Genomic DNA, 15486 nt, shown 5'->3' with positions numbered 1-15486 from the left:
TGAGCGGCTCAGTCGTCCGGATAACGCGTGTCCAGCGAAACCTCCTCCCACGCCGCCAGATCGGCGAGCTGCTGCTCGAGCTTGGCCCGGATCCGGGCGACCGCCTCGGGGCCGAGCGGCAGCCGCAGCGGCGCGTCCGGGGTGTCGACCAGCTTGAGGATGGCCTCGGCCGCCTTCGCCGGATCGTTCGGCTGCTTGCCGTCCTGCGCGGAAAACCGTTGGCGCACAACGCCTGCCGGAGTGTCGCGGTAGTCGTCGATGGGCTCGGAGAACGTCATCGAGCGGCCGGCGAAGTCCGTCCGGAACGGCCCGGGTTCCACCAGGCTCACCCGGATCCCCAGCGGCGCGACCTCCCCGGCGAGCGCCTCGGACATCCCTTCCAGCGCGAACTTCGACGTCGCGTACAGCGCGTGCCCCGGATTCCCGACCACCCCGCCGACCGACGACAGCTGCACGATGTGCCCGCTGCGCTGTGCCCGCAGGTGCGGCAGCACCGCGCGGGTGACGTTCAGGACGCCGAACACGTTGGTCTCGAGCACCTGCCGCGCCTGCTCGTCGGTCAGCTCTTCGAGCGCGCCGACCAGCCCGTGCCCGGCGTTGTTCACCAGCACGTCGATCCGCCCGAATTCGCCGATCGCCGCGCGCACCGCCGCGTCCACCGAGGCCGGATCCGTGACGTCCAGCCGGGCGGTGAACGTCTTCAGCCCTTCGAGCGCTCTCGGGTCGCGAGCCGTGGCCACGACGTTTTCCCCGCGCGCCAGCACGGTTTCCGCGAGCACGCGGCCGAACCCGCTGCTCGCTCCCGTGATGAACCAGACGCGTCCGGACATGCGGACCTCCCCAGGACCAGGTACCTTGATACTCAAATCAAACTACCTTGAGCTTCGAGGGAGTGTCCAGTTGGACTCAGTGGGGGCGGGCCTGCCGGAATGGCTGGCCGTGATGCCGGACGGCGTGCACGAGCAGGTCGAAGCGGCCCGGCAGAGGATCGGGCGGCTGTCGCGGCAGTTCGAACAGGTGCTGCGCGACGTCGCGGAGGAATACGGCTTCAGCGCCGGGGATTGGCAAGCCCTGTCGGCCCTCCACCGCTCCGGCCGAGCCGCCGTCCTGACGCCGAAGGAACTGGGCGACCGCCTCGGCGTCACCTCCGGAACCGTCACCGTCCGGATCGACCGCCTGGAGCGCGCGGGCCTGGTGGAACGGGTCGCCGCCTCCTCGGACGGCCGAAGCCGCCCGATCCGCCTGACCCGCAAAGGCCGCGCCCGCTGGGCCGCCGCGACCCGGAAACGCACCGAACGAGAGCGGGCCCTGTTCTCTTCCGCCCTGAACGAGGCTGACCTGGCGAGCCTGAACGCTCTGCTGTCCCGCCTCCTGGCCCGCTTCGAGACCGAGTTCGGCCCGTCCTCCCCGCACGATTCGCTCCGCCCGGAGTGACTTCGACCGGTTTTGTCGGTGGCGGGGGCTAGCGTGAGCGGTACCTGACTGGAGGGAAAGCTCATGACCACTCTGAAGGACCGGCCGAACACCGCACTGCTGGTCGTCGACGTGCAAAACGGCGTCGTCGCGGACGCGCACGAGCGCGACGGCGTCGTGGCGAACGTGGCGGAACTGGTGGACAAAGCCCGGGAGGCCGGGGTCCCCGTCGTGTGGGTCCAGCACAACGACGAGGATTTGAAGAAGGGCAGCCCGGACTGGGAGCTGGTCCCGGAACTGAAGCCCGCACCCGCCGAGCCGGTGGTGGACAAGTCCTACGGCGACTCGTTCGAAGACACCGCGCTGGAGTCGATTCTCGCCGACCGCGCGGTTGGACGCCTGGTGGTAAGCGGAGCCGAGACGGACGCCTGCATCCGCTCCACCCTGCACGGCGCCTTCGCACGAGGCTACGACGCGACCCTGGTGAGCGACGCCCACACAACGGGTGACCGCACCGCGTGGGGCGCGCCGCCGCCCGCGCAAGTCATCGCACACACGAACCTGTACTGGACCCATCAATCGGCTCCGGGCCGCATCGCGGGCACGGTGACGACGAAGGAGATCGCCTTCAAGGCTGGCGAGTGAGGGCTGTCTGGGCCAGCCGGACCGCGGGCGCGGTGGTGGCGGGGGGAGGTCGCGGTCACGCCCGCTGAGTGGGGGGCTGTCTGGTTTGGGCGGGTCGGTTGTGGGTGCGGTGGCGGTGGGGGGTCGTCTTCGCGCTGGGCGAGTGGGGGGCTGTCTGGTTTGGGCGGGCCGGTTGCGGGTGCGGTGGCGGTGGGGAGGCCGTCTTCACGCTGGGCGAGTGAGGGCTGTCTTGCTGGTCAGGCCGCCACCGCGGGTGCGGTGGCGGCAGGAGAGGTCGTCTTCACGCCCGCCGAGTAAGAGTTGCCTGGCCGAGCCGGGTCGGACCGCGGGCGCGGTGCTGCGAGGGGGGCACGTTCGATCCTGGGATGGCGGCTGTCTGGCCAGGTGGCGCGCGGGGGTGGCGAGGCGGTCGCGGTCACGCCTGGCGAGTGAGGGCTGGCTGGGGCGGGCCGGGATGCGCGCATGGCGGTGGCGAGGGAGGTCGTCTTCACGCCTGGTGAGGTCGAGATGCCTGGCTGGGCGGGCCGCGGGGACGGTGACCGCGAAAGAGGTCGCGTTGAAGCCCGGCGGATCCGGGCCGACCTGCCCGGACCCGCCGGGCGGCAGAGCCAGGCCGGGTGGGGCAGCGCTGGCGCACGCTCCGCGCGAGACAAAGCGGTCCCGGCACGGCTGCCAAGGTCGGCTGGGGCGCGGCTGCCATTGCTGGCGGGTTGCGGCTGGCCAGTGCGGGGTGGGCACAGTCCGTCGATGTGGGCCGGGAATGGCGGGCCGGGCAGCCGGGCCGCATCTGGGCGGGGGAGCGAAGGCCAGTTTCGGCCCGAGCATCGGATGTTGGGGCGAGCGAAATCCGCGCGCGGCCGGCCTGCCCGCTCAAGAGCCAGGGGCAGACAGTGCTGCAGCGACCGATCGCCTCGAGCCCGGCCGGTCGCGGCCTGGAAGCAGGCTGGCTGAGGTCGGCGGGGCTGCTCCGGCTTCTTGGCCTCGCCTCCGCCTGCCGCCACCGAGCCGGTCCAGGGGGGTCGCATAGTCGTTGCACGGCAGCGATCGGCAGAGGAGGGGCAGCGAGCTGGCGCGGCATCCAGCCTTACCTGATCGTGCCGAACCGTGCAGCGCGACCGTTCACAAGACCGATTCAGCCGCGCCTGGATCACCTTCCTGGCCTGGCAACCTCACCGTCCGCCGGAACCAAGCAAGCATTCGTCCGTCACACCCGACGAGCGAATCCTCCATGCCTCCAACCTAAAACCTCTCACCCACCGGAACCGGCAGCGGCAACCCACAACACCCAGCCGGCCCAGCCCGCGACCCGCCCCAGCTGAAACCCGGCTGCCACCACGGCTTTTCCCCAAGCGCTCCCCGCGTACTGGCCGCGAACCCGTGCCCAGTACCGGAAAAGCCCCGTCCGCCACGCCCCAGGGTCCCTCCTCGTCTCGTGGAGCCCACCAGTTACGGTGACGCGCGTGTCCTCGTTCCGTCCGGTAAGCGTGTCTTCGGGGAACCGGCGGATCAGCTGGGACCTCGTGCGCGGTGGGTGCGTCGTGCTGGTGCTGCTGTACCACGCGACCTTCATGAGCGTCGTCGTGCACCCCGAACTGGGACCGCGGCGGTTCGTGTTCCCGCATCAGATCGGGGCGAGCCTGCTGCTCGTGATCTCCGCGTACTTCGCCGCCGTCACGATCGGGCGCGGGTCGCTCGGCCGGTACTGGTGGGGGCGGATCGCGCGGTTGCTGCCGCCGTTTCTCGCCGCGGTCGTGGTGATCTACTTCGCGCTGCGGTACCTCTCGCCGCCCGGCTGGTTCAGCCCGCGGTTCGGCGACCTCGCCGCCAACCTGCTCATGCTCTGGAACTGGAAGCCCGCCGACTTCCCCTTCCTCGACGGCTCCCACTGGACGATTCCCCTCCAGCTCATGGCGTTCACCGTCGCCGCGCTGCTCTATCGCGGCAGCTGGGGCCACGGCCGCAAGTTCCGCGTCGTGCTGTGGGCCGCCCTGCTGGTCCCGCTCGCGCAGTGGCCGCTGCGCATCGCCGGTCCGCCCGAGTGGTACCGCGTCATCGTCGACGGTTTCGGCTTCCACCGCTGGCACCTCTTCGTCGCCGGCGTCGCGGTCTGGCTCTGGACGAAGAAACGCATGTCCACGCCGGAATTCATCCTGCTGGAAGTCCTCTGCGTCACCGCGCACGCCCTGCACGGCGCGGCCGTCACCCCGGCCGGAATCGATGTCGAATGGGGCTCGACGCTCGGCATCGCAGCCGGCCTCGCGGTCATCTCGCTCGCCGCGGCCGGCCCGGACTGGAACCGGTTCCTCCCGTCGTTCGCCCAGCGCGCGATCACCTGGTTCGCCGGAGTCTCCTACGGCGTCTTCCTGATCCACCAGGCCATCGGCTACCTCGTCCTGCACTGGCTGTCCGGCCTCGGCGCAGACCCGCTGCTGCAAACCGCGGGGATGATCACCACCGGCGTCGTCCTGGGCTGGGCCCTCACCCGCCTGGTCGAACGCCCCGCCCACCGCTTCCTCATGCGCAGCTACGACTCCTGGACCACCCGCGGCCGCCCCGACGACGAACCCTCCCCGGTCCCCACCGGCAAGCCCGGCTGACTCCCAGCCGCGGCACTGCGCCGCCCGCACCCGCCAACGCATCGACCGGTGATCTACCGGCCGACCACCCCTTACTGCGGTTTCGCATCTAGGCTCACTTGACGTGACCGGGGCCTGAAGCACTCGCACGGCACCGCAACCGCTGGCCCAGCAAAGCCCGATCAACCGTCGCCGCGCGAACAAGCTCGCCCATCCGCGGCCAACCGACCGCACCCACGGCCATCCGCGAGAGACACCGCCGCGCACATTCGCGCCGTCACTTCACCGGAGCCCGACCCCCGGCCCACCGCGCACAAGCTCGCGCCCCGGTCTCCCCAGAACCCGAACTCGCCGCCGCTCACAAAGCGAACGCCACCGACCGCACCACCAACGCCGCGACGAAGACCACCGTGAACGCCAGGTCGAAGCCGACCCCTCCGGCGCGGATCGGCGGCAGCACCCGGCGCACCGGGGCGATCACCGGCTCGGTCGCGCGGTGGGTGATCCGGCGGACCTGGCCCAGCCACGCGGGCCCGGTCGCCACCAGGCGCGTCCAGTCCAGGACCATCCGCACCACCAGCACCACGATGAACACGGTCAGGACGTACCCGACCAGGGTCCCGATCAGGCTCATCGCACACCTCGCGTCTCCGGCAACGTTCTCACCCCCCAACGTCCGGTGGACCCGCGGAGTGTCCGGTTCACCGGAATTCTCAGCCGATTGCCAGGATCCGCCCGATCGGGTATCGAGGAGGGTCCGGAGAAGGGAGCGGCGGGTGCGCAGTGCGGCGTGGTTCGGGGCGTCCGGCCGGGCGGGGATGATCCACCGGTCGTGGATGCGGTCCCAGGGCTTCGGCCCGGAGGTGTTCGACGGCCGCCCGGTGATCGGGATCGCGGTGAGCGCTTCCGAGCTGGCCCCGTGCAACGTCCACCTCGACCGCGTCGCCGAGGCGGTCAAGCGCGGCGTCTGGCAGGCGGGCGGCTTCCCGCTCGCGTTCCCGACGATGGCGACCGGCGAAACGCTCATGCGCCCCACCGCGATGCTCTACCGCAACCTGATGGCGATGGAGGTCGAGGAGCTGATCCGCGCCAACCCGCTGGACGGCGTCGTCCTCCTCTCCGGCTGCGACAAGACGACCCCGGCGATGCTCATGGGCGCGGCGAGCGTCGACTTGCCCGCGGTGATGGTGACCGGCGGCCCGATGCTCAACGGCAAGTTCCGCGGCGGCGACGTCGGCTCGGGCACGCACGTCTGGAAGTTCGAGGAAGAGCTCAAAGCCGGCCGGATGACCGAGGAGGAATGCTTCTTCGCCGAAGGCTGCATGGCCCGCTCGAACGGCCACTGCATGACCATGGGCACCGCCTCGACGATGGCCTGTCTCGCCGAAGCGCTCGGCATGCAGCTGCCCGGTTCGGCGACTTGGCCCGCGGTCGACGTGCGCCGCTTCGAGACCGCGCAGGCCGCCGGGCAGCGCATTGTCGCGATGGTGCGGGAAGACCTGAAACCGTCGGCGATCCTGACCCGCGCGGCGTTCGAGAACGCGGTCCGCGTCAACGCGGCGATCGGCGGGTCCACCAACGCGATCGTGCACCTGCTCGCGCTGGCCGGGCGTGTCGGCGTCCCGCTCGCGATGAGCGACTTCGACGAGCTCGGCCGAGCGGTGCCCACGCTGGTCGACCTGATGCCCTCGGGCCGGTTCCTGATGGAGGATTTCTGTTACGCGGGCGGAGTTCCCGTGGTCTTGTCCCGGCTCGCGGATGCCGGACTCCTGCACACCGACGTCCGCACGGTCGCCGGCAAGCCGTGGGAACCCGCGCAGTGCTGGAACGACGAGGTGATCACGACCGTCGAGGCGCCGTTCCAGCCGCCCGGCACCGGAACCGCGGTGCTCACCGGGAATCTCGCTCCCGAAGGCGCGGTGCTGAAGCAGTCGGCCGCTTCGCCGGAACTGCTCACGCACACCGGTCCGGCACTGGTCTTCGACGCCGCGGAGGACTACCACCGCGTCGCCGACGACCCGGACCTGCCCGTCACCGCGGACACGATCCTGGTCATCCGCGGCGCGGGCCCGAAGGGCTACCCGGGGATGCCGGAGGTGGCGAACGTCCCGGTGCCGAAGAAGCTGCTCGAACAGGGCATCACCGACGTGGTGCGGATCTGCGACGGCCGGATGTCCGGCACCGGGTACGGGACCGTCGTGCTGCACGTGAGCCCGGAATCGGCGGTCGGCGGCCCGCTCGCGCTCGTCCGCACCGGAGACCGGATCACGCTCGACACCCCGGCGCGCCAGCTGACCCTGCACGTGCCCGACGACGAACTCGCCGCCCGCCGCGAAGCCTGGACGCCGCCGGAAAGCCCGTACCGCAGCGGATACACCTGGCTCTACCGCGAGCACGTCACCCAGGCGCATCTCGGCGCGGACTTCGATTTCCTGCACGGCGCCCGCGGGTCCGCCGTGCCGAGGGATTCGCACTGATGCGCCGCCTGGTGAAGACCGCCGCGGGCTGGCAGGTCACCGACGGCCAGTCCACCGGGGCGCTGCCAACCGGCATCACGCTCGGCTCCCTGCTCGCCCTGCCCGCGGAGGATTCCGCCGAAGCACTGGCGATCGAGCTGACGCCCGGAGCACCGGCCGAGCTGCGAGCTCCGGTCGACGACGACACCGAGGTGTGGGCCGCCGGGGTCACCTACGAGGTGTCGCGCGAGGCGCGGATGGAAGAGAGCGGCGACGCCGACGTCTACGCTCGCGTCTACGAGGCAGAGCGGCCGGAGCTGTTCTTCAAGAGCATCGGCCATCGCGTGCGCGGGCCGGGCGAGCCGATCGGCGTGCGCGAGGACTCCACTTGGGACGTTCCGGAACCCGAATTGGCGTTGGTGTGCAACGCGCACGCGGAGATCGTCGGCTACACGATCGTCAACGACGTGAGTTCCCGCAGCATCGAAGGCGAGAACCCGCTGTACCTGCCGCAGGCGAAGATGTACCGCGGTTCGTGCGCGGCCGGGCCGTGGATCGTGCCCGCGCAAGAGATCCCGGACCCGTACACGCTCGGCATCACCGTGGCGATCCGTCGCGCCGGCGAACTGCTTTGGGCAGGGGAGACGTCCACCGAGCGGCTGCGCCGGCGCCTCGCGGATCTGGTCGCGTGGCTCTACCGCGGCGACGTTTTCCCGCGCGGCGCCGTCCTGGCCACCGGTACATCCGCTGTTCCCGGCCCGGACGTCACGCTCGAGGCAGACGACTAGGTCACCATCATGATCGAGGGCATCGGCACCCTCCGGAACCCGGTCCGGCGCGGCCGTTTCGCCTGACCTCCTCTTGACGACGCCCCGCGAGTTCGGTTATTCAATCTCGGTTCACATATCTGTGGAGTATTCATATTCTTGAACGGAGTTGCGGTGCTGCCTCCTTCCCGGTCTTCCCGCCCGCGTCGTCTCGCGGCGGTTCTCGCGACGGTCGCGGGCCTGCTCGCGACCACTGCCGGAGCGGCGACCGCCGCCCCCGCGCCGAAGTCCTGTTCGTTCGTCTGCGTGCCGGACACCGTGGTGCTCGACGGTGTGCGGCTCGCCGCCAACAAAATCGGCCTGAGGGCCGGGAATCCGACCCTGCGCACGTCGCTGTCGAACCTGCTCAAGCAGGCCGACGACGCGTTGACCAAGGGCCCGTGGACGGTCGTCGACAAGGAGCGCGTCCCGCCGAGCGGCGACAAGCACGACTACTTGAGCCTCGCCCCGTACTACTGGCCCAGCCGGCCGAAAACGCCGGAAAATCCGCAGGGCTGCCCGTACGTCGACCGCGACGGCCAGGTCAACCCCGAGATGAAGAACGTGCCGGACAAGGCCGCGCGGCTGGTCGCGTTCAACTCGATCTACCAGCTTTCGCTCGCCTGGTTCTACACCGGCAAAGCCGAGTACGCCCAGCGCGCCGCGCTCGACCTGCGCACCTGGTTCCTCGACGCGGCAACGAAAATGAACCCGAACCTGAACTTCGCGCAGGGCATCCCGTGCAAGACCGACGGGCGGGGGATCGGCATCATCGAGTTCTCCTACACCTTCACCCAGGTCCTCGACGCCGCCCGGATCCTCGACGCGGGCGCGCCCGGCTGGACGAAGGCCGACGGCCAGGCGTTCCGCGGCTGGTCGGCCGACTTCCTGACCTGGTTGCGCACCAGCAAGAACGGCGCCGACGAGGCCAAGGCGACCAACAACCACGGCACCTTCTACGACCTGCTCACCGCCGCGACCGCGAGCTACGTCGGCCAGCGCGACCTCGCCCGCCGGATCGTCCGCGACTCCGGCCGGGGCCGGATCGACCACCAGATCGCCGCGGACGGCGGTCAGCCCGAGGAGTCGACTCGCACGCGGACGTACCACTACCACACGTTCAACCTGGTCGCCCTGACCCGGCTCGCGCAGCTGGGCCGGCACCTGGGCGTCGACCTGTGGTCGTACCGGAATCCGCAGGGCGGCAGCATTTTCGCCGCCGTCGACCACCTGCTCCCGGCGGCCACCGGCGCGGCGCCGTGGCCGCTGCCGGACATCCACTTCATCCAGTACGCCGCTCTCGACAGCGTGCACGCCGCCGCTGACGCCGGGGACCGGAAAGCCCGCGCCGCGGTCGGCCGCATCCCGGTTCCGCCCGGCGGCGACCTGTTCCCGGTGCGCCCGGCGGCCGAGCAACTGGACGACGTTTCCACCACCTGACCCCGGTTTTCACCCGGACGCGGCACGGTCCGCGTCCGGGTTTCCGGCCGCGGTCGTGGAACGATTCAGATCGACCGATTTCGCGGGAACGGGAAAGGGAAAGCCGTGATCAAGACCAGCCGGAGCACCGGTTCCGGGGCTCGCCGGGTGACGTTCGTCCTGCCGCTCGACACCCCGCCCGGCCCGGTGAGCGTGGTCGGCGACTTCAACGACTGGCAGCCCGGTCGTCACGAACTGCGCAAACGCTCGAACGGCACGCGCTCGGCCGCGGTGGAGGTCCCGGCGGGCTCGCGGCTGCGCTTCCGCTACCTGGCCGCGGGCGGCCGCTGGCTGGACGACCCGGACGCCCCGGCCCGCGACGGGCGGGACTGCCTGTACATCGCGGACTGACGCGCCGGTCCTGGCGGGACGTGAAGGCTTCGTTCGCGGCGGGCGTGATTGCGGCTGTGACGCGGGCTGAGCTGCGCCGGTCAGTGCGAGGCGCGGAGGCCTTCGTCCGCGACGGACGGGACCGCCGCTGTGTCGCGGGCTGAGTTGCTCCGGTCCGTGCGAGGCGCGGACGCTTTCGTTCGCGACGGGCGGGTTTGCCGCTGCGCGCGGGCGGCGGGCCAGTTCCGTCGCAGGGCGCCTCGGGCGCGCCAGCGGGATGGCCCCCGAAGCGGGCAAAGCTCCGGCAGTGAACGCTCGCCCGGAACACCTGTCGGCCGCGTGATAGCCCGCGTCCCGGCGAGACCGGTTCCGCGGCGGCAGTCGATGCCGCGCAGCGGTTCCGCCGCCCGGCCCGCGTGCGCAGGTACCCGGTTCTCACCGCACCAGCACTCACCATTCCTGAGCCGCACATCACCCCGCCCTGGTTTTGGAGCACCCGCTCCATTACTATCCGAACCATGCCCCGCCCCCGGATCCACGATCCCGAGCTGATCCTCGACGTCGCCGAGCGCCTCATCGCCGACCACGGCCCCGAGGCGCTCACCGTCCGGAAGCTCGCCCAGGAGGCGGGCGTCCCGAACAGCACGATCTACCACGCCTTCGCCAACCTCCCCGCCGTGATCGGCCAGACCTGGCTCCGTGCCGCTACCTTCTTCCTCGACGAACAAGAGCGGCTCGCCGACGAAGCGTCCGACCCGGTCGAAGCGGTGGTCGCGGCGGCCTGCACCCCGGCCGTGGTGGCCGACGCCCGGCCGGACGCCGCGCGGATGATGATCGCCGTCCCGGCGAAGCGAGTCCTGGGCCCGCAGTTGCCCGAAGAACTCGCGGAAGCCTTGTACGCCTTGGACAAACGCCTGGTCCGCCTCCTCGTCCGGCTCGCCCGGCAGCTCTGGAACCGCGGCGACGGGCAGGCCGTCGAGGTGATCACCGCCTGCGTCGTGGACCTCCCGACCGCCCTGCTGCGCCGCGAACTCGCCACCGGGCCGGCCAGCGCGGAAAGCCGCGCGAGGCTGGCCGCGGCGGTCCGCGCCATTCTCGCCCTCGAACCGCCGAAAAAGTCCAGAAAGGACTGAAATGCCCACCCTTACCACCACCGGCCCGGTCCACGTGCTCGACTTCGGGGCCGACGAAAACCGTTTCGCCCCAACGTGGCTGGAAGAAGTCCACACGCATCTCGACACGGTCACCGCGGGAAAGGAACCCGCCGCGCTCGTCACGATCGGCAGCGGCAAGTGCTATTCCAACGGCCTCGACCTCGATTGGCTCACCAGCCACCCCGATGACGCCGGCAAGTACGTCACGAGCATCCACGAACTCTTCGCGCGCGTGCTCGCGCTGCCGGTCCCGACCGTCGCCGCGGTCAACGGGCACGCCTTCGGCGGCGGCGCGATGCTCGCGATGGCCCACGATTTCCGGGTCATGCGCGAGGACCGGGGCTACTTCTGCTTCCCCGAGGCCGATCTCAACCTCCCGTTCACCCCGGGCATGGCCGCACTCGTCCAGGCGAAGCTCACCCCGGCCGCCGCGGTCGCGTCGATGACCACCGGCAGCCGGTTCGGCGGTGCGCAAGCGAAAGCGCTCGGCCTGGTCGACGAGACCGCCGCGCTGGAAGATCTCCAAGCGGCGGCGGTGGATCGAGTCGCCCCGCTGGCCGGAAAGGACCGCAGCACGCTCGGCGCGATCAAGTCCACTATGTTCGGTCCGGCGCTGACCGCGTTGCGGGAGGCCGGGAACTGATCAGGTAGGCTCGCGTACGCGCGGCGGTGGGGCTCGCCGCTCCGGGCATCGCCCGGACAACCGCGGCTCGCGCCGCCAACAGTCCCTACTCGAACGGTGAGCCACGCCCGTGGAGTAGGAGAAGACTGTGCCCGAAGAACCTCTCGACCCGGATGTCGACCTCCGGGATCCCGTGCAGCAACGCGAACTCGTCCGGCACCACGTCTCGGTGCTCGGGGTGATCGCGCTCGGCGGCGGGCTCGGCGCGCTGGCCCGCTACGGCCTCGCCCAGGCTCTTCCCGCCGCGCCCGGCGGCTTCCCGTGGGCGACCTTCTGGACGAATGTCGCCGGCTGCTTCCTCATCGGCGTGCTGATGGTGCTGGTCACCGAGGCGTGGTCGGCGCACCGGCTGGTGCGGCCGTTCCTGGGCGTCGGCGTCCTCGGCGGCTTCACCACGTTCTCCACGTACGCGGTCGAAGCGCGCAACCTGCTCCGGCCGGACACCGTACCGCTCGCCTTCGCCTACCTCGGCGGCACGCTCGCCGCCGCGCTGCTCGCCGTTCTGCTGGGGCACGCGATCACCCGCAAGCTCGTTCCGGTGGAGGCGGCCGTCTGATGACCGTCCTCCTCGTCTTCCTCGGAGCCGCGGTCGGAGCGCCGATGCGGTACCTGACCGACCGGGCCGTCCAGTCCCGGCACCAGAGCCTGTTCCCGTGGGGCACGTTCACCGTCAACCTGATCGGCTGTGTCCTGCTCGGCGGGCTCGCCGGCGCCGGGACCGCGCTGCCAGCGGCGGTCTACTCGCTGCTCGGCACCGGATTCTGCGGGGCGCTGACGACGTACAGCACGTTCAGCTACGAAACCGTCCGGCTGGTCGAGCGCCAGGCGTACTTCGCCGCGGCCGCGAACGTGGTCGTCAGCGTCGCCGCGGGCGTCGGCGCGGCGGCGTTCGCGTACGAGGCTGTCCACGCTTTGGTCGGGTAAGGGTGCGATCTGCACAGCCGAGCTGCTCCGGCTGTGCGGATCGCACGGTGACCTCGCCGAAGCCGCTGCTTACGGTGCTGGGAACCGTTCCCCTCCCGGATTAGGAGGTCGCCATGGCCTCGGCTGTCGGTGTCGACGATTACGCGCTGACCAGGGTGCCCGATTCCGCCCGTTACTCGTGGTGGTCGGTCGCTGTGCAGCGGTTCGGCCAGGTTTCCGCGCTGTCGCAGTTCCTCCTCGGCGCCACGATCGGCTTCGGGATGAGCTTCTGGAACGCCGTCCTGGCGTTCACGTTCGGCTCGGTCATCCTCGAACTGATCACCGTCCTCGTCGGCGTCATCGGCGTCCGCGAGGGCCTCGCCACCTCGATGATCGCGCGCTGGACCGGCTTCGGCCGCGGCGGTTCCGCGCTCATCGGGCTGGCCATCGGGATCAGCCTGATCGGCTGGTTCGGCATCCAGTCCGCGGTGTCCGCGCAGGGCCTCGCCGCGCTGGTCGGCGGCCTGCCGGAATGGGGCTGGGCACTCGTGTTCGGCCTGGTGGTGACCGCGATCGTGGTGCGCGGCTTCCACTCGATGGCGTGGACTGCGTACCTGATGGTGCCCGCGTTCCTGATCCTGGTCGGCTGGTCGGTGGTGTCCGAGCTGACCCGGCACGACCTCGGCGCGCTCGTGGCGTCCGCGCCGCCCGGCCCGCACCTCAGCCTGCTGCAGGGCACGACGCTGGTCGCGGGCGGCTTCATCGTCGGCGCGGTGATCACGCCGGACATGACCCGGTTCAACCGCACCACCGGCGACGTCGTGAAGCAGACACTCGTCGGCGTCACGCTCGGCGAGTACGTGATCGGCCTGGCCGGCGTGCTGCTCGCGCACGCGGTCGGCACGGCGCAGATCACCACGATCGTCACGTCGTCGGTCGGCTGGGTCGGGCTGCTGATCGTCATCGCGGGCACGATGAAGATCAACGACTGGAACCTGTACTCGTCCGGGCTCGGCGTCGTGAACTTCATCGGCACCGTGTCCGGGAAGCGGGCGCACCGCGGCCTGGTCACCGCGGTGCTCGGCGTGGTGGGCAGCGTCCTCGCCGCGGCCGGGATCCTGTCGAAGTTCACCGATTTCCTGACCGTGCTCGGGGTCGCGTTCCCGCCCATCGCCGGGATCATGGTGGCCGAGTACTTCGTGGTGAAGCAGTGGCGCGGCGAGCTGGAGGAGGCGCGGGCCCGCGGCGCGGTGCCCACCGACGCCCCGGTGTGGGTGCCCGCGACGATCGTCGTCTGGATCGCCGCCGCGCTCTTCGGCGAGTTCGTGGACTGGGGCCTGCCCAGCATCAACTCGCTCGTCGTCGCATTCGTTCTGTACGTGGCCGCCGGGAAGCTCGGCCTGGTCCGCGGGGTCGGCAAGAGTGCCACCGCGGACGCCGAACCCGCCCCGGCCGCCTGATTCCCCGACCTGGAAGGAGCTTTCTCCGTGCGCATCGGCATCGACGTCGGCGGCACCAACACCGACGCGGTCCTGCTGGACGGCCGCGAGGTGCTCGCCTCGATCAAGACCAGCACGACCGAGGACGTCACCTCGGGCATCGTCGCTGCCATCGACGGGCTGCAGCGGCAGCGGGCGTTCGACCCGGCCACGGTGCGGGCGGTGATGATCGGCACCACGCACTTCATCAACGCGCTCGTCGAGGCGCACCGGCTGGCCCCGACCGCCGCGGTGCGGCTCAGCCTGCCCGCCGGCGCGTCGCTGCCGCCGATGGTCGACTGGCCGCAGCGGCTGGTCGACGCGGTGTCCGGGCGCAGCTACCTGGTCCACGGCGGCCACGAGTTCGACGGGCGGCACATCGCCGAACTGGACGAGAGCGAACTGCGCAAGGCCGCCGACGACATGGGCGCGGCCGGCGTCCGCAGCGTCGCGATCACGTCGGTGTTCTCGCCGGTGAACGCGGAGTTCGAGGCCCGGGCGGCGGAGATCATCGCCTCCCAGCTGCCGGACGTCGCGATCTCGTTGTCCCACGAGATCGGGCGGATCGGCTTGCTGGAGCGGGAAAACGCGACTGTCATCAATGCCGCGCTGCGCGAGCTGGCGGCGCACATCGTGGACGGGCTGGCCGCATCGGTGACCGGTGCGGGCATCACCGCGCCGCTGTACCTGAGCCAGAACGACGGCACCCTGATGGACGTCGACTTCGCCCGCCGCTACCCGGTGGCGACCTTCGCGTCCGGCCCGACCAACTCGATGCGCGGCGCCGCGGTGCTGTCCGGTTTGGACACTTGCGCGGTGGTCGACGTCGGCGGCACCACGAGCGATGTCGGCGTGCTGCGCCAGGGATTCCCGCGGGAGGCGACCACGGACGTGAGCGTGGCCGGGATCCGCACGAACTTCCGGATGCCGGACGTCCTTTCGATCGGCATCGGCGGCGGCAGCCGGGTCCGCGGCGACGCGGCCGGCGTGACCGTCGGACCGGATTCCGTCGGTTACGAGCTGACCTCGAAGGCGCTCGTGTTCGGCGGAGACACCTTGACCGCAACGGACATCGCGGTCGCCGCGGGACGGGCCGAGATCGGCGACCCGGCGCTGGTCGCGCACCTCGACCGGGACTTCGTCAAGGCCGCGCTGGACCGGATCGCGGCGGACGTGTCCGACGTGGTGGACCGGATGCGCACGTCGTCCGAGCCGCTTCCGGTGGTCGCGGTCGGCGGCGGTTCGGTGCTGCTGCCGGACGAGCTGGCCGGTTCCGGCGAGGTCCGCCGACCGGACCACTACGCGGTGGCCAACGCGATCGGCGCGGCGATCGCGCAGATCGGCGGCGAGGTCGACCGGGTGTACGTGATCGAGCCCGGCCGTCGCGAAGCGGTGGTGGACGAGGCGAAGCAGGAGGCGGTCGACCGCGCGGTGGCCGCCGGGGCGAGCCCGGCGTCGGTCGGCATCGTCGACTTCGACGAGGTGCCGATCCCGTACCTGCCCGGCAACGCCACCCGGATCCGGGTCAAGGCGGTCGGCGACCTGCAGCTGGGGGCGTGACACC

Annotated in this window: 14 protein-coding genes and 1 pseudogene; 13 read left to right on the top strand and 2 right to left on the bottom strand. The window is 71.0% G+C overall.

The window, feature by feature from the left end; translation table 11 throughout:
* Window positions 1-8: 8 nt before the first annotated feature.
* Window positions 9-830, bottom strand: a complete 822-nt coding sequence (locus tag L942_RS26040) for an oxidoreductase (protein ID WP_037365278.1) — start codon at window positions 828-830, stop codon at window positions 9-11.
* 79 nt (window positions 831-909) lie between these two features.
* Between L942_RS26040 and L942_RS26035 the strand changes: the two genes are divergently transcribed.
* The 3 genes from L942_RS26035 to L942_RS26025 all read left to right on the top strand — a co-directional run bounded on the left by L942_RS26035 (window position 910) and on the right by L942_RS26025 (window position 4655).
* Window positions 910-1434, top strand: a complete 525-nt coding sequence (locus L942_RS26035) for a MarR family winged helix-turn-helix transcriptional regulator (protein WP_037365276.1) — start codon at window positions 910-912, stop codon at window positions 1432-1434.
* A gap of 63 nt (window positions 1435-1497) precedes the next feature.
* Window positions 1498-2058, top strand: coding sequence for a cysteine hydrolase family protein (locus tag L942_RS26030; protein ID WP_037365274.1), 561 nt, complete (start codon window positions 1498-1500; stop codon window positions 2056-2058).
* A gap of 1460 nt (window positions 2059-3518) precedes the next feature.
* Window positions 3519-4655, top strand: a complete 1137-nt coding sequence (locus L942_RS26025) for an acyltransferase family protein (protein ID WP_235079403.1) — start codon at window positions 3519-3521, stop codon at window positions 4653-4655.
* A 337-nt stretch (window positions 4656-4992) separates the two neighbouring features.
* Here L942_RS26025 and L942_RS26020 read toward each other — a convergent pair whose 3' ends face one another.
* On the bottom strand, window positions 4993-5268 hold the full coding sequence (locus L942_RS26020) for a YggT family protein (protein ID WP_037365272.1): 276 nt from the start codon (window positions 5266-5268) through the stop codon (window positions 4993-4995).
* A 136-nt stretch (window positions 5269-5404) separates the two neighbouring features.
* Here L942_RS26020 and L942_RS26015 point away from each other — a divergent pair.
* From L942_RS26015 to L942_RS25970, 10 genes and pseudogenes are all read left to right on the top strand, one after another.
* Window positions 5405-7111 (top strand): annotated as a pseudogene (locus tag L942_RS26015) (IlvD/Edd family dehydratase); the annotation flags it as partial.
* A complete protein-coding gene (locus tag L942_RS26010; protein WP_051166243.1) occupies window positions 7111-7878 on the top strand; it encodes a fumarylacetoacetate hydrolase family protein in 768 nt (255 codons plus the stop codon). The pseudogene L942_RS26015 and the gene L942_RS26010, both read left to right, overlap by 1 nt.
* A 153-nt stretch (window positions 7879-8031) precedes the next feature.
* Window positions 8032-9336, top strand: a complete 1305-nt coding sequence (locus L942_RS26005) for an alginate lyase family protein (protein WP_051166242.1) — start codon at window positions 8032-8034, stop codon at window positions 9334-9336.
* A 105-nt stretch (window positions 9337-9441) separates the two neighbouring features.
* A complete protein-coding gene (locus L942_RS26000; protein WP_037365268.1) occupies window positions 9442-9726 on the top strand; it encodes an isoamylase early set domain-containing protein in 285 nt (94 codons plus the stop codon).
* Between the two features lie 497 nt (window positions 9727-10223).
* Window positions 10224-10838 (top strand): TetR/AcrR family transcriptional regulator, encoded by a 615-nt coding sequence (locus tag L942_RS25995; RefSeq protein WP_037365266.1) that lies wholly within the window; start codon window positions 10224-10226, stop codon window positions 10836-10838.
* A 1-nt stretch (window position 10839) separates the two neighbouring features.
* Window positions 10840-11502 carry an enoyl-CoA hydratase/isomerase family protein gene (locus L942_RS25990; protein ID WP_037365264.1) on the top strand — a complete coding sequence of 221 codons (663 nt, stop codon included), beginning with the start codon at window positions 10840-10842 and terminating at the stop codon, window positions 11500-11502.
* A 217-nt stretch (window positions 11503-11719) separates the two neighbouring features.
* Window positions 11720-12097: a fluoride efflux transporter CrcB gene (crcB, locus tag L942_RS25985; RefSeq protein ID WP_200862919.1), complete on the top strand. Its 378-nt coding sequence runs from the start codon at window positions 11720-11722 to the stop codon at window positions 12095-12097.
* Entirely contained in the window at window positions 12097-12465 is a 369-nt protein-coding gene (gene crcB / locus L942_RS25980; protein ID WP_037365260.1) for a fluoride efflux transporter CrcB, read from the top strand. The genes crcB (L942_RS25985) and crcB (L942_RS25980) overlap by 1 nt, the downstream gene beginning before the upstream one ends.
* 113 nt (window positions 12466-12578) lie before the next feature.
* The gene (locus L942_RS25975) at window positions 12579-13904 is read left to right on the top strand and encodes a purine-cytosine permease family protein (RefSeq protein ID WP_037365259.1); all 1326 of its coding nucleotides are present in this window, start codon (window positions 12579-12581) and stop codon (window positions 13902-13904) included.
* 27 nt (window positions 13905-13931) lie between these two features.
* Complete coding sequence (locus L942_RS25970; protein ID WP_037365257.1) at window positions 13932-15482, top strand: hydantoinase/oxoprolinase N-terminal domain-containing protein; 1551 nt, start codon at window positions 13932-13934, stop codon at window positions 15480-15482.
* The last annotated feature ends 4 nt before the right edge of the window (window positions 15483-15486 follow it).

The sequence above is a fragment of the Amycolatopsis orientalis DSM 43388 genome (assembly GCF_000411975.1).
Taxonomy (GTDB): domain Bacteria; phylum Actinomycetota; class Actinomycetes; order Mycobacteriales; family Pseudonocardiaceae; genus Amycolatopsis; species Amycolatopsis orientalis_D.
The sequence above is the reverse complement of the archived record's forward strand: the minus strand, read 5'-3'. Positions and strand labels throughout refer to the sequence as shown.